The organism is Plantibacter sp. VKM Ac-2885 (assembly GCF_015351205.1).
Lineage (GTDB): Bacteria > Actinomycetota > Actinomycetes > Actinomycetales > Microbacteriaceae > Plantibacter > Plantibacter auratus.
Window position 1 is genome coordinate 236,994 of record NZ_JADKSK010000001.1, and the last position, 13,986, is coordinate 250,979.

At 70.5% G+C, this 13,986-nt stretch carries 10 protein-coding genes; 9 read left to right on the plus strand and 1 reads right to left on the minus strand.

Annotation, left to right across the window (positions count from 1 at the left end):
• Window positions 1–55: 55 nt before the first annotated feature.
• The 6 genes from ITJ66_RS01170 (at window position 56) to ITJ66_RS01190 (ending at window position 9,291) form a co-directional block, all read left to right on the plus strand.
• Complete coding sequence (locus ITJ66_RS01170; RefSeq protein ID WP_194642935.1) at window positions 56–820, plus strand: SDR family NAD(P)-dependent oxidoreductase; 765 nt, start codon at window positions 56–58, stop codon at window positions 818–820.
• Window positions 817–2,631: a heparinase II/III family protein gene (locus tag ITJ66_RS19640; RefSeq protein WP_228501416.1), complete on the plus strand. Its 1,815-nt coding sequence runs from the start codon at window positions 817–819 to the stop codon at window positions 2,629–2,631. Before ITJ66_RS01170 ends, ITJ66_RS19640 begins: the two co-directional genes overlap by 4 nt.
• Window positions 2,628–4,595: a heparinase II/III family protein gene (locus ITJ66_RS01175; RefSeq protein WP_228501418.1), complete on the plus strand. Its 1,968-nt coding sequence runs from the start codon at window positions 2,628–2,630 to the stop codon at window positions 4,593–4,595. The genes ITJ66_RS19640 and ITJ66_RS01175 overlap by 4 nt, the downstream gene beginning before the upstream one ends.
• A 5-nt stretch (window positions 4,596–4,600) precedes the next feature.
• Complete coding sequence (locus ITJ66_RS01180) at window positions 4,601–5,212, plus strand: DUF624 domain-containing protein (protein WP_194642937.1); 612 nt, start codon at window positions 4,601–4,603, stop codon at window positions 5,210–5,212.
• A gap of 117 nt (window positions 5,213–5,329) precedes the next feature.
• A complete protein-coding gene (locus ITJ66_RS01185; protein ID WP_194642939.1) occupies window positions 5,330–6,733 on the plus strand; it encodes a 3' terminal RNA ribose 2'-O-methyltransferase Hen1 in 1,404 nt (467 codons plus the stop codon).
• Complete coding sequence (locus tag ITJ66_RS01190) at window positions 6,730–9,291, plus strand: polynucleotide kinase-phosphatase (RefSeq protein WP_194642941.1); 2,562 nt, start codon at window positions 6,730–6,732, stop codon at window positions 9,289–9,291. Before ITJ66_RS01185 ends, ITJ66_RS01190 begins: the two co-directional genes overlap by 4 nt.
• 250 nt (window positions 9,292–9,541) lie before the next feature.
• Here ITJ66_RS01190 and ITJ66_RS01195 read toward each other — a convergent pair whose 3' ends face one another.
• Window positions 9,542–9,973 carry an Lrp/AsnC family transcriptional regulator gene (locus ITJ66_RS01195; protein ID WP_079704383.1) on the minus strand — a complete coding sequence of 144 codons (432 nt, stop codon included), beginning with the start codon at window positions 9,971–9,973 and terminating at the stop codon, window positions 9,542–9,544.
• Window positions 9,974–10,135: 162 nt separating this feature from the next.
• On the opposite strand from ITJ66_RS01195, the gene ITJ66_RS01200 reads away from it, so the two are divergent.
• The 3 genes from ITJ66_RS01200 (at window position 10,136) to ITJ66_RS01210 (ending at window position 13,985) form a co-directional block, all read left to right on the plus strand.
• Window positions 10,136–11,164, plus strand: a complete 1,029-nt coding sequence (locus ITJ66_RS01200) for an ornithine cyclodeaminase (RefSeq protein WP_194642943.1) — start codon at window positions 10,136–10,138, stop codon at window positions 11,162–11,164.
• 7 nt (window positions 11,165–11,171) lie between these two features.
• Window positions 11,172–12,149, plus strand: a complete 978-nt coding sequence (ctlX, locus tag ITJ66_RS01205) for a citrulline utilization hydrolase CtlX (RefSeq protein WP_192018893.1) — start codon at window positions 11,172–11,174, stop codon at window positions 12,147–12,149.
• Between the two features lie 177 nt (window positions 12,150–12,326).
• On the plus strand, window positions 12,327–13,985 hold the full coding sequence (locus tag ITJ66_RS01210; RefSeq protein ID WP_194642945.1) for a cell wall metabolism sensor histidine kinase WalK: 1,659 nt from the start codon (window positions 12,327–12,329) through the stop codon (window positions 13,983–13,985).
• Window position 13,986 lies beyond the last annotated feature (1 nt).

Consider the following 13,986-nt stretch of genomic DNA (forward strand, 5'->3'; position numbering starts at 1 on the left):
GCGACCCCGCCCACCGCTCATCACGAGCGGACCGAACACCAGCAAAGGAATCACCATGCAGATCGACCTCACCGGCCGCCGCGCCCTCGTCACCGGCGGAGGCGCCGGCATCGGAGCCGCGATCGCCCGAGCACTCGGCGCGAGCGGAGCGGACGTCGCCGTGCACTACGCGTCGAGCGCGGACGGCGCAGCCGCGGTCGTCGACGAGCTCACCGCCGCCGGTCGGACGGCCATCGCGGTCCAGGGCGACCTGACCGACTCCGCCCAGGCGGACGCCGTGGTGCAGCAGGCGACCGAGGCGCTCGGTGGCCTCGACATCCTCGTCAACAACGCCGGCCACCTCGTCGGGCGGGCGACGGTCGCCGAGATGACCGACGAGCACTGGCACCAGGTCCTCGACGTGAACCTCACGAGCAGCTTCGCCGTCACGCGGGCCGCGCTCCCCGCCCTCACCGCCTCCGGTGCCGGACGCGTGATCCTCATGTCGTCCCTCGCCAGCGAGAACGGCGGCGGGGCGGGATCGGTGCCGTATGCGGCGGCGAAGGCCGGCGTCATCGGGTTCACCCGGGCGCTCGCGAAGGAGATCGCGCCCGCCGGCGTGACGGTGAACGCGGTCGCCCCGGGCTTCATCGGCGACACGGCGTTCCACAACACCTTCACGCCGACGAAGGCGCAGGAGGGAATCGTCGCGGGCATCCCGCTCGGGCGCGCGGGCACGGTGGACGACGTGGCCGGGGTCGCCCTGTTCCTCGCCTCCGAACTGTCGTCGTTCGTGACCGGCCAGGTCGTCGACATCAACGGAGGGGCAAACTTCCGATGACCACCGTCACCCGGGCGCGCGGCGGCTGGTGGCACGACTTCGTCTGCCCCACCCACGGCACCGAGCTGCTCGAGGCACGCGGCGACGCCTTCGTCTGCACCTACGGCTGCGAACTGCACGGGGAGCCGTACGCCTCGGCGTGGCTGGTGCTCGAGCATCAGGCTGCGGCCCGACTCGCGCGGACGGCGTCGCGACGGTTCCGTCGACACGGCGACCCGGCCGACCAGGCACAGGCCCTCGCCATCGTGCGCGAGTTCGCCGACTACTCCGCCGAGATCACGGCCGAGTGGAACCGCGACAGCGAGAGCTGGATGCTGCAGGGCAAGCTCTTCAAGCAGGCGTTGACCGAAGCGATCTGGGCCACCCAGATCGCCGACGCGGTCGTCGTGCTCGCCGAGGACGAGGCGGCCCGGGAGGCGATGGGCACACCCGTCGCGACGATGCTCGAGGCCCTCATGGAGACGATCGTCGAGTCCCGTCGGGTGCTCGTCATCGAGCGCGACGACCTCACGAGCAACTACGTCGCCTGGCTCGACGCCGCCGGTGGCCTGGCCACCCGGGCGCTCGCCGCAGTGGGCGGAGTCGCGCCGCACGGGGATCAGGCGCGCTGGATCGAGCAGGCGGTCGTGCACTCGGCCGTCGCCATCCGCCAGGACGGCTGGGAGTGGGAGGGGTCCACCTACTACCACCTGTTCGTGCTCCGCGCCTATCTCCTCACCCTCGCCGGGGCCGACCCGGCGGCGCTCGATCCGGCCCTCGTCGATCGGCTGCGCCGGATGGTCGACGTGCTCGTCGGCTTCGCCGGACCGGACGGACGTCTGCCGATGCTGCACGACGGCCCCTACGACCGACTCGGCGTCCACCTCGAAGTGTTGGAGATCTGCGTGCTCGCCGGACAGCTCTGGGATCGGACCGGTCTCGACGCGGTCGAAACCTGGGCTCGGCGACGTATCGGTGCTGGTCACGACGGACTCGAGGACCTCCTCGACGGCTGGTTCTCCGGGGCACCGCTCGTGATGTCAGGTGACGCACCCGGCCGTGGCTCGGTGCTCTTCGCCGACGTCGGCTACGCGGTCGTGCGCTCCGAGGCGAGCTCCCTGCAGGCGGTGCTCGACGCCGGACCGCACGGCGGCTCGCATGGGCATCTCGACACGCTCGCCCTGTACCTCTACGGAGACGGGGTCGCCTGGCAGCCCGCTCCCGGCGTCCCGCCGTACGGCAGCGCCTTGCGACGCGACCACTACGCCAGGACGACGGCGCACCCGACCGTCCGGGCGGACGACGCCGATCAGCTCGAGAGTTCGGCCCGCGTGGAGCGCTGGGAGGTCGACCATGCTTCCGACACGACGCTCGTCCACGCCTCCTCCAGTGAGGCGATCGCCGGCGTCCGACTCGACCGGCGGGTCGAGTCCACCGGTGGGATCCTCATCGACGTGCTCCGTGCAGCGACCGCCGACGGCTCGCTCCGGACCTTCACTTCCGCCCTCCGACCCGCTGTGCCGTTCGAGGTCGTCCAGCACGGTGACGGGTGGCGCACCGGCTGGTCCGGCCCGTCCGGGCGTCGGCTGCACGGCCACCATGTCGCGGATGTCGCGTCCGTCCTCGTGGACGCCCCGGGCAGAGGGCCGTCGGACGACCCGACCGTCCCCCTGGCCGTCGGCGACTGGACGGCGACGGCCGCGCGGGTCACGTTCGTGTCGGTCTTCGCCGAGGCGGAGGTGTCGCCGATCACGTCGATCCGTCTCGATGCGGGACGCCTGGTCGTCGGCCTGTCCGACGGGCGAACCCTCGAACGGGAGCTGCTGCCGTGATCCCCGCACTGCTCCTCGACGGGCGAGAGGACCGCCTCTGCGCCGAGCTGACCGGCGTGCGGCATCGCGAGTTCCGTCGCCTGCTCGACGAGTGCGAACGCCTCCGTGGGATCGAGCTCCCGACGGAGCACCCGCTGGCCTCGATCACGTACTTCGGCCCCGCCGCGGCGAACCTCGCGCTCGCCCACCGGCTGACCGGGCAGCCGCACTACCTCGACGAGCTGCGACGCTGGCTCGCGCCACCACTGGCCTTCGAGCACTGGGGTCGCGCGCATCTGCCGGACCACGACCTCGATGCCGGCTGGCTGCTCCACGGACTGTCGCTGGCCCTCGCCTGGGCGGGTGATGCGCTCGACGAGGGGGAGCGGACCCGGCTCCGGGATCGCCTGATCCTGCAGGGCACCCGCCTGTTCGACTTCGCCGTCGAGACCGAGGGCGACTGGTGGTCGTCGTCGTACTGGCAGAACCACAACTGGATCTGCTTCACCGGTCTCGCCACCGCCGGGTACGTCCTGGCCGACGAGCATCCCGGCGCCCTGGCCTGGACCGAGTGCGCGAAGGCGAACTTCGACGAGGTCCTCGACCTCCTGCCGACCGATGGCTCGAACCACGAGGGCGTCGTGTACTGGCGCTACGGCGAGCCGTGGTTGGTGAGCTATCTCGACGTGCTGCGTGCCGCCGAGGGCGTCGACTGGTTCCCGCGGAGCGAGCACCTCCGGGAGACCTTCTGGTTCCGGCTCCACCAGGCCGCTCCGGACCTCGAGCGCATCGTCGATCACGGTGACTGCCACGACCGTCGCAGCGGACACTCGATCGCGCTGTACCGGAAGCTGGCCGCCGAGTACCGGATCCCGCAGGCCCAGTGGCTGGCCGACCGTGTGTCGACCGACCTCCTCTGGCGGGAGGCGTCGCAGAGCGGTGTGCGCCCGGGGGTGTTGCCCGAGGCGTATCAGGAGCTGCTCTGGTTCGACCCCACGGTCGAGGCGATCGGTCCTGAGGAGCTCCCGACGGCCAGGTACTTCCCCGATCTCGGCCTCGTGGCCGGTCGGACGTCGTGGGACGCGGATGCGACGCTGGTCTCGGTCAAGGCGTCGCCAGGCGGCGGTTGGCGGGCGTGGCGTGAGTCGCACCGTCACCGGCGCGAACGGGGCTGGACGACCCTCAACACCGGCCATCATCACCCCGACGCGGGCGCGTTCGTCCTGCTCGGCGGCGGCGAGTACCTCGCGATCGACGAGGGCTACTCCTCCCGCAAGCGGACGGAGCACCACAACGGTGTGCTCGTCGACGGTGCCGGGTACGGGCGTGAAGGACACTACGACGTCCACGCCGGACTCGCCGAGGACCGTGTCGGCGAGATGCTCGAGGTCACGCTCGCCGAGGACTGGGTGCACACGGTCAGCGAGATCGGCGCCCTGTACGCGCCGGAACTCGGCGTCCGCAGGCTCCGGCGCCACCTCGTGCGGACGCCGAGCGGCGCGCTCGTCCTCGTCGACGACCTCGAGGCGGACACCGCCCGCTCCTGGACCTGGTTGCTGCAGACGACGCACCCGGCGGCGCCGTTGGACGACGGACGTCGGTTCGCGCCCGCCGGCGCTGCTGGACTCCTCGTGACCTCGCTCGACGACGTCGATTCGATCGACGTCGTGCATCCGACGGTGGTCCAGGCCAACCCGACCTCGTCGACACCGGGGCTCGAGATCGAGCGGGTGCAGCACACGCTGCGCCGGACCTCGTCCCCGTCGCACTCGGCGCGGTTCGTGTCCGTGCTCCAACCCGTGCGGTTCGGTGAGTCCGTTCCGCCGGCCGCGACGATGACCGAGGACGACGGGGGACTGATGATGACGATCCCCGGGCTGACGGACGTGGAACAGGTGGTCGTGCGGCTCGACGGAGCGCGACCACGTCATGAGGGGATGGACGCGGCCGGTAACGGCTTCGCAGGACGGAGGCTGCGAGGATGAGCGGCATGGCAGTCAAGCGCACCGGCTGGGAAGGTCGTCTGCTCGGTGCGCTTGTCCACCCGATGAACGTCGCGGCCGCAGGTCTGGCCGCCGCGGTGCTATCGCTCGGTGTGGTGACCGCCGTCCCCGCGGTCATCGCGGCGAGCCGCTCGATGCGACGCTGGCTCGACGGCGAGGAGCACGCGGTCTTCACCGGCGTCTTCCGGGAGTTCGCGGCGACCTGGCGACGCTCGCTGCCCCTTGGCGTCGGGGTCGTCGTCGTCATGGCGATGCTCGTCGTCGACGTCTCGTTCTTGACCGCCCAGCTCGAACAGGGGTCGGCGGTCGCGATCGCGCTGCTCGCCGCGACCGCGCCGGTGGCACTCGCCCTCGGACTCCTCCTGCTCGCGCTCCCGGTGTCGGCGGCGCTGCAACCGGACGCGTCGGCTCGGGCGTGGCTGGTCGGGGCCGGGGCACTCGTCGCCCGTCGTCCCTTCACGGCCCTCTTGCTCCTCGTCGGTGCGGTGACGTTCGCCCTGGTCTGTTACCTGTTCCCGACGCTCCTGCCGTTCTTCGGCGCCTCGCTCCCGGCGTACCTCGCGCTCCTCGTCTGGCGGCGGGCCGGTCTGCAGCGCTGAGTCGCCCGGAACTGCACGGAAATCGCTGAATTCCGTGCAGATTCGGGCGACTCACGCACGCACCACGACCGCCGCTAGGCTTTCAGGAACCTCGCCGCTGACCGGACGGATGGACCTGTGCTCGTCACCATCACCTCGACCGCGCCGTCGGCCGCCGACCTGGGGCACCTCGTCCGCAAGCATCCCGCGCGGGCGCAGAGCTTCGACCTCAGCGTCGGGCGCGCGCACGTGTTCTACCCGGAGGCGACCGACGAGCGGTGCACCATCGCCCTGCTGCTCGAGGTCGACGCGATCGCGCTCGTCCGTCAGAAGCGCTTCGGTGGCGGTGACAGCGCGTCGCTCTCGCAGTACGTGAACGACCGACCGTACGCGTCGTCGTCGATGGTCGCCGTCGCGATCGGGCAGGTGTTCCGCAGCGCCATGACCGGCCGCAGCGACTCCCACCCGGAGCTCGCCGCGGCAGCGCTCCCGCTGACGATCACGGTCGCGGCGGTGCCGTCGCGAGGCCTGGAGCAGCTGGCGACCCGACTCTTCGGTCCGCTCGGCTGGACCGTCGTCGAACGGGCGATCCCGCTCGACCCGACGGTCCCCGCGTGGGGCGACTCGCGATACGTCGACCTTGAGCTGACCGGTGATCTCCGCCTCGCGGACGCGCTCCGCCAGCTCTACGTCCTGCTGCCCGTCCTCGACGACGCCAAGCACTACTGGGTCTCCGACGACGAGGTCGGCAAACTCCTGCGCGCCGGCGAGGGGTGGCTGGCCGACCACCCCGACCGGGACCTGATCACCAAGCGGTATCTCGCGCACCAGTCGCGGATGGTCACCGATGCGCAGTCGCAGCTGGACCCGGAGGCGCGGACCGACGGTGCCGACGGGGACGACGCGGCCACCGCCTCACGGACGAAGCGCGCCCCGGCGCTCGCCGGCCTGCGCGCCGAGGCGGTCCTGCGGGCGCTCGCCGACGTGCGGGCGCGGTCGGTCGCCGACGTCGGGTGCGGCGAGGGCGCCCTCCTCACGCGATTGCTGGCGGATCCTCTCGTCACCTCGGTGATCGGTACCGACGTCTCCGCACGCGCGCTCGCAGCCGCGTCGCAGCGGCTCGGGCTCCGCGACGCGAGCGATCGCATCCGCGAGCGTGTCCAGCTGCTGCAGTCCTCGGCCACCTACGCCGACGGCCGGCTGCGCGGACTCGATGCGATCGTGCTCATGGAGGTCGTCGAGCACATCGACGCCGAGCGCCTCGATGCACTCGAGGCCTCGATCTTCGGTGCTGCGGCTCCCGAAGCCGTGATCGTCACGACGCCGAACCGCGAATACAACGCGTTGTACCCCTCGCTGCCGGCGGGCGGGTTCAGACACCCCGACCACCGGTTCGAGTGGGACCGTCAAGAGTTCGCGACCTGGTGCACCACCGCGGCCGAGCGGTACGGCTACGGCGTCGAGCACCGCACGGTCGGCGATGTCGACCCGCAGCTCGGCTCGCCGACGCAGCTCGCCATCTTCCGGAAGGCCATCTCATGAGCGACCTCGAGCAGACCCCCGCCGCACTGCCGATCCCCGAACTGTCGCTCGTGGTCCTCATCGGGGTGAGCGGGTCCGGCAAGTCGACCTTCGCCGCCACGCACTTCGGCCGGTTCGAGACCCTGTCGAGCGACTTCTTCCGCGGGCTCGTCTCCAACGACGAGAACAACCAGGCCGCCAGCGCCGAGGCCTTCGCCGCGCTCCGCGATGTGGCTGCTCGCCGCCTGGACGCCGGGCTCCTCACGGTCATCGACGCGACCAACGTCCAACCGGCCTCGCGCAAGTCGCTGATCGACCTGGCACGCAACCACGACGTCCTCCCTGTCGCCGTGGTGCTCGACGTCCCGGAGCGCGTCTGCATCGAGCGCAACGAGGCTCGCGAGGACCGTTCGTTCGGCGCGGCCGTCATCACCCGGCAGCAGGACCAACTGCGCCGGTCGATGCGGCACCTCAGCAAGGAGGGCTTCCGGAAGGTCCACGTGCTCTCCGGGGTGGAGGCGATCGCGCAGGCGTCGTTCGTCCGTGAGCCGCTGCTCAACGACCGCCGTCAGGAGCGCGGTCCCTTCGACGCGATCGGCGACGTGCACGGGTGCCGAAGCGAGCTCGAGACCCTGCTGACGAAGCTCGGGTACGTCATCGAGCGCGATGTGGAGGGTCGGCCGATCGACGCCGCCCACCCCGAGGGCCGCCGCGCGATCTTCCTCGGCGACCTCGTCGACCGCGGGCCGGACACTCCTGGCGTGCTGCGACTGGCGATGGGGATGGTGGGCGCGGGACATGCCTTGGCGGTGCCCGGGAACCACGAGTCGAAGCTCGTCCGGGCGTTGCAGGGCAAGCGGGTGCAGACCAGTCACGGGCTCGCCGAGTCGCTCGCCCAACTGGCCGAGGAGCCGGAGGAGTTCCGTGCCGAGGTCGAACGGTTCTGTCGCGAACTCGTCGCACACCTCGTCCTCGACGACGGGAAGCTCGTCGTCGCACACGCCGGCCTGATCGAGCAGTATCACGGACGCGCCTCCGGGCGGGTGCGGTCGTTCGCGCTGTACGGCGACACCACGGGGGAGACCGACGAGTACGGCCTGCCCGTGCGGCTGCCCTGGGCGGAGGACTACCGCGGCAAGGCGACCGTCCTCTACGGCCACGTGCCGACCCTCGACGCCGAGTGGGTCAACAACACGATGTGCCTCGACACCGGCTGCGTCTTCGGCGGCAAGCTGAGTGCCCTGCGGTGGCCGGAGCGCGAGGTCGTCGACGTCCCGGCCGAGCAGGTCTGGTACGAACCCGTCGTGCCGCTCGGCCGCCCCACCGGTCCTGCCGGTGAGCAGCGGGATCCCGGGCTGCTGCGCATCGACGACGTCCTCGGCAAACAGGTCGTCGAGACCCGCGTCTCGGGCCGGGTCGGCATCCGCGAAGATGCGGCGGCCGGCGCACTCGAGGTCATGAGCCGGTTCGCGATCGACCCGCGGCGCCTGCTCTACCTGCCGCCGACGATGAGCCCGCCGAGCACCTCGCAGCGGAAGGACCTCCTGGAGCACCCCGCTGAGGCGTTCGAGGCGTATCGCCGGGAGGGGCTCGACCGGGTGGTCTGCGAGGAGAAGCACATGGGCTCGCGAGCCGTCGTGCTGCTCACGCGTGATCCGGCACCCTTCGGTGCGTCTGCCGGGTGGCGCGGGACCGTCCACACCCGAACCGGACGCCCGTTCTTCGACGAGGAGACGACGCAGACGCTCCTGACCCGGCTCGACGCCGCCGTGGAGCGAGCCGGTCTCTGGGAGGAATTCGACGCCTCCTGGTTGCTCTTCGACAGCGAGCTGCTGCCATGGTCGGTGAAGGCGGAGAGCTTGATCCGCGACCAGTACGCCTCGGTCGGAGCTGCCGCGACCGCTGCACTCCCGGCGGCCGTGCACGTGCTGGAGCAGGCGGCGGCGACGGGTGTCGACGTCTCGGACCTGCTTGAGCGGACGCGTCGACGGGCCGAGGCCGCCGACGCCTACGTTGCGGCCTACCGCCCGTACACCGCGCCCTCGAACGGTCTGGAGGGCGTGCAGATCGCTCCGTTCCAGCTCCTCGCCTCGACCGGGGCGAGTCACCTGGGCCGCGACCACGCCTGGCATCTCGCGGTCGCGGATCGCCTGGCGGAAGCCGACCCGGAGCTCATCCGTCGGACCCGCTCGATCGAGGTCGACCTCACCTCGTCGGCCTCCGAGAATGCCGCGACCGCGTGGTGGGAGGAGCTGACCGGTGCGGGTGGTGAGGGCATGGTCGTGAAGCCTGTGGCCGGTCTCGTCCGCGGTGAGAAGTCGCTCGCGCAGCCCGGCATCAAGGTGCGGGGCCGTGAGTACCTGCGCATCATCTACGGTCCCGACTACACGGAGCCGCACAACCTCGAGCGCCTGCGCGATCGGGACATCGGCCACAAGCGGTCGATGGCGCTGCGTGAGTACGCGCTCGGCGCCGAGGCGGTCGAACGGTTCGTCGCCGGTGAACCGACCTGGCGGGTGCACCAAGCCGTCTTCGGCGTGCTCGCCATGGAGTCCGAGCCGATCGACCCGCGCCTCTAGCGTCGGCTCGTCGCACCCGTCCGTTCCCTGCGCTCCCCGTCCGGTCCCTGAGCTCCCCGTCCGGTCCCTGAGCTCCCCGTCCGGTCCCTGAGCTCCCCGTCCGGTCCCTGAGCCTGTCGAAGGGCGGGGTCAGGCCGTGTGCCCTTCGACAAGCTCAGGGACCGGGTTTCAGCTCAGGGACCGGGTTCAGCTCAGGGACCGGGTTCAGCTCAGGGACCGGGGCTGAAGCTCCGCGACCGCGACCGCGGCGTCAGCGGAGGACGGAACTCAGCAGGAGGCTCGTCTCGCTGTTGACGACGCCCTCGATGCGCCGGATCCCGCCGAGCACGCGGTCGAAGTCGGTGAGGGTCTCGGTGCGGAGTTCCGCGACCAGGTCCCACCCGCCGTTGGTGGTGTGGAGTGCGCTGATCTCGGGGAAGCCGCGCAGTTGGCGGATGACGTGGTCCGTGGAGCGGCCCTCGACCTCGATGAAGGCGATCGCGCGAATGGTCCCCGGGTCCAGTTCGTCGCGCACCCGGACCGAGAACCCGACGACGGTGCCCGAGGAGACGAGGCGCTCCAGGCGGCTGGTGACCGTGGCCCGGGTGACGTCGAGCGACCGCGCGAGGCTCGCGACCGATGCCCGACCGTCGGCTCGGAGCGCAGCCAGCAGCCTTCGGTCGAGATCGTCGAGCGCTGCCATGCTCACAATGTACAACCGACTTACTCACATTGTGCATAACCTGTGCACAAATCGCGCATCTCTGGAATGGAAAGTGCAGATCGTCGAAATCTAGGCTCGAAGCACCGGGTGCGATCTGCGCACGGTGGCTCTCACACCCCGACCCGTCTGGAAGGGAACGTCATGACGCGTTTCGTCGATGTCCGCAACATGGTCCGCTGGACGGCCGACCGAGGTCCTGAGCGCATCATCGCCGGCATGATCGGCTACCTCGAGGCCGACTTCCGTCGCTGGCCGTCGTTCGACAAGAGCCCGCGTGTCGCCAGTCACACACCCTTCGGCGTCATCGAGCTCATGCCGACGAGAGACCACGAGACCTACGCCTTCAAGTACGTGAACGGTCACCCCTCGAACCCCGCCCGGGGCTACCAGACCGTGACGGCGTTCGGCGTCCTGGCCGACGTGCACAACGGTTACCCCACGTTCCTCGCCGAGATGACGCTCCTCACGGCCCTCCGGACCGCCGCGACGTCGGGCATGGTCGCGAAGCACCTCGCCCGTCCCGACTCGAACGTCCACGCCCTCATCGGTGCCGGCAGCCAGGCCGAGTTCCAGGCCCTTGGCATGCGTGCCGCCCTCGGGATCAACACGGTCCGGATCTGGGACGTCGACCCGCTCGCGATGGACAAGTTCGCGCGCAACCTGGAGCCGCTCGGATTCGAGGTCGTCATCGGGACGAGTGCCGCCGACGCCGTGGCGGGCGCAGACGTCGTCACGACCTGCACGGCCGACAAGGCGCTCGCGACCGTGCTCACGAACGACCTGGTCGAGCCCGGCATGCACCTCAACGCCATCGGTGGCGACTGCCCCGGCAAGACGGAGCTCGAGGCGTCGATCCTCGATCGCGCCGACGTCTTCGTCGAGTTCCCGCCGCAGACCCGCATCGAGGGCGAGATCCAGCAGATGGCTCCCGACTTCCCGGTGATCGAGTTCTGGCAGGTCCTCACGGGTGCCGTCCCCGGCCGCAGCTCGCGGGAGCAGATCACGCTCTTCGACTCCGTCGGTTTCGCGATCGAGGACTTCACCGCGCTGCGCTTCCTCCGCGACTCCGTCGACGGCAGCGAGTACTTCGAGGAGATCGACCTCGTCGCCGCCCCTGACGACCCGAAGGACCTCTTCGGACTCGTCGGCGCGCTCTCTCCCGTCGGCTGAGTCCGACATGTCCGTGCAGGCGCCGTCGGCCGTGGTGCTCATCCGGCCGCACCGGTTCACGCCGAACCCGCTGACCGCGGCCGACAACGTCTTCCAGGTCGCGGACGGCGTCCCGTCGGCGTCCGTGGCCGGGGTGGCTCACGCGGCCTTCGACGAGGTCACCGCCGTGGCGCAGGCGCTCGATGCGGCGGGCGTCCGCGTCCACCTGTTCGACGATGAGGACCCGGACCGCCCCGACAGCGTCTTCCCCAACAACTGGCTGTCCACCCATGCGGGCGGGCACCTGGCGGTCTATCCGATGTACGCGGTGAACCGCCGACGCGAGCGCCGGTGGGACATCGTCGAGATGCTGAAGCGCGAGTACCGCGTGCAGGACGTCATCGACTACTCGGGGCTGGAGCTCGACGACGTGTTCCTCGAGGGCACCGGTGCGATGGTGCTCGACCACGCGGCCCGGGTGGCGTTCGTCGCGCGATCCCACCGTGCCGACCCGATCGCCCTCGAGCGGTTCTGCACCAACTTCGGCTACGAGCCGCTCGTCTTCGACGCCGTCGACCCGCACGGGGTCCCGATCTACCACACCAACGTCATGATGGGCGTGGCGACCGAATTCGCGCTCGTCGGTCTCGACCTGATCGCCTCGTCGGCGCGCCGCGACCAGGTGATCGAGCGGCTCACGGCCCACGGGCGGACGATCGTCGACCTCGACTACGGGCAGGTCTGCGACTTCGCCGGCAACGCGATCGAGCTGCGGTCGGCGACGGGGGAACGCCTCCTCGCGATCTCGAGTCGCGCCGTCCAGAGCCTGCGGGCGGAACAGTTGGCGGTCATCGAGCGCAGCTGTCGGATCCTGCCGTTGGACGTCCCGACCATCGAGCTCGCCGGGGGTTCCGTCCGCTGCATGATCGCGGGGATCCACCTGGACCGTCGGCCTGCGGCGACGGCTTCCGATCCGGCACGGACCCCTCAGCTCGCCCGCTCCTGATTCCGCCGATCGGTGATCCGATTAACGCAAATCTGTCCGCGGGACGCGGTGCCTCGGCGCTCCAGGCCTGCGACGATGGCTGTCCGCGTGCGCATGGGTTAGATTGACGTCGATCAGCTGATCGACGTGGAATCCGGCCGACGTCCTCTCTGACCGAGCTGGAGAGAGTGGGCGATCATGCCGCTGTTGGAACATGAAGCCTCTCGACGCGGCCGACTCCGGGTGTTCGCCCGTGCACAGCTCCCGTTCGCGATCGCCTTCGGCATCGTCGCGATCCTCGTCGCGATCGTCCTGCCCGAGCGGTTCTTCACGGTCGCCGTCCTCTCGGGCACCGCTCTCGCGGCGATCAGCACCCTCCTCGCAGCTGTCCTGCCGTGGGAACGCTGGCCGACGCACGCGATGGCCGCCATCGCCGTCCTCGACCTCCTCGCCGTCGCGAGCATCCGGCTCGAGCTCATCAGCGTGACTCCGGGCGCGAGCCTGCTCTGCATCTTCCCCGTGTTGTGGTTGGCGTTCGGGTTCACCCCGCGGATGATCATCCTGGCTGTGGCGGGAACCCTGTTCATCAGCAGTGCTCCCTACGTCCTCCGGGCTCGCACGCCGGAGACCGCCGTGGACTGGCTCAACGTCGCACTGCTGCCCATGCTCACCATCGGTATCGCGGTCGCCGTGAACATCGGAGCCCGCCAACTGCGACGGAGCCGGCACGCCATCCAGGAGCAGGCCGCGCAGCTCGAACGCTCGCTCGCCAGGGCGCTCGACGCGGAGGCGCTCGCCGAGTCGATCCTCGAGACGGTAGACGCGGGCGTGGCCTTCTACACGGCGGACGGCACCCTGGGCGTGGCGAACGCGCACGCTGCCGACATGGTCGCCGCCGTCGGGTTCCGGCTGGACACCCCGCCGTACGCCGGGGAACACGTCCTCCAAGCCGATCGTCGGACACCCATCCCGTTCGACGAGCAGATCATCCCCAGGGCGCTGCGGGGCGAGCTGCTCTCGAACCATCTCGAATGGGTGGGGGAGGCCGGGCAACAGCGTGCGATCCTCGCCAGCTCCACGCGGGTCATGCGCAATGGCGACACGCACCTGGGAACGGTCATCGTCGCCCACGACGTCACCGAACTCGCGAACGCGATCAACGTCCGTGAGGCGTTCCTCACGACGGTGTCCCACGAGCTGCGCACGCCGCTCACTTCCATCCACGGCTACCTCGAACTGATCATGGACGACGCCGAGGTAGACGCCCCCGGTCTGCTCCCGGCGCTTCGGGTCGTCCAGCGCAACGCGGTCGAGCTGGAGCGGCGGGTGCAGGAACTGTTGACCGCATCTGACTCGACGGTCCAGATCGAGCCGAGCCGTATCGACCTCACGGACGTCGCCGCGCTCGCGATCGAGACGGCGACGGCGGGAGTCTCGGGGCCGGTCGTCCGGCTGCACGCCGATGCGGCGGCGGTCGTGTCTGCGGATCCCGAGCAGGTCCACCGTGCGATCACCGAGCTCGTCGCCAACGCCGTGAAGTTCACGCCGGCCGATGGGACGGTCGACGTGGTCGTCGAGCCGGGCGCCGGGCACGCCGCGGTGACCGTCAGCGACACGGGCGTCGGGATGAGCGCCGACGAACTCCGTCAGGCCTTCGACAAGTTCTACCGGGCGGAGTACGCCCGGGACCAGGCGGTGCAGGGAGTGGGGCTCGGCCTGCCGGCGGCGCGGGCGATCGCCGACGCGCACGGCGGTTCCGTGACCCTGCGGAGCACGCCCGCTACGGCCAGCGCCCCCGGTGCGACCGTCGCGACCCTCGTCCTGCCGCTGGATCCGTCGGTCATCCCGTCACGATGAC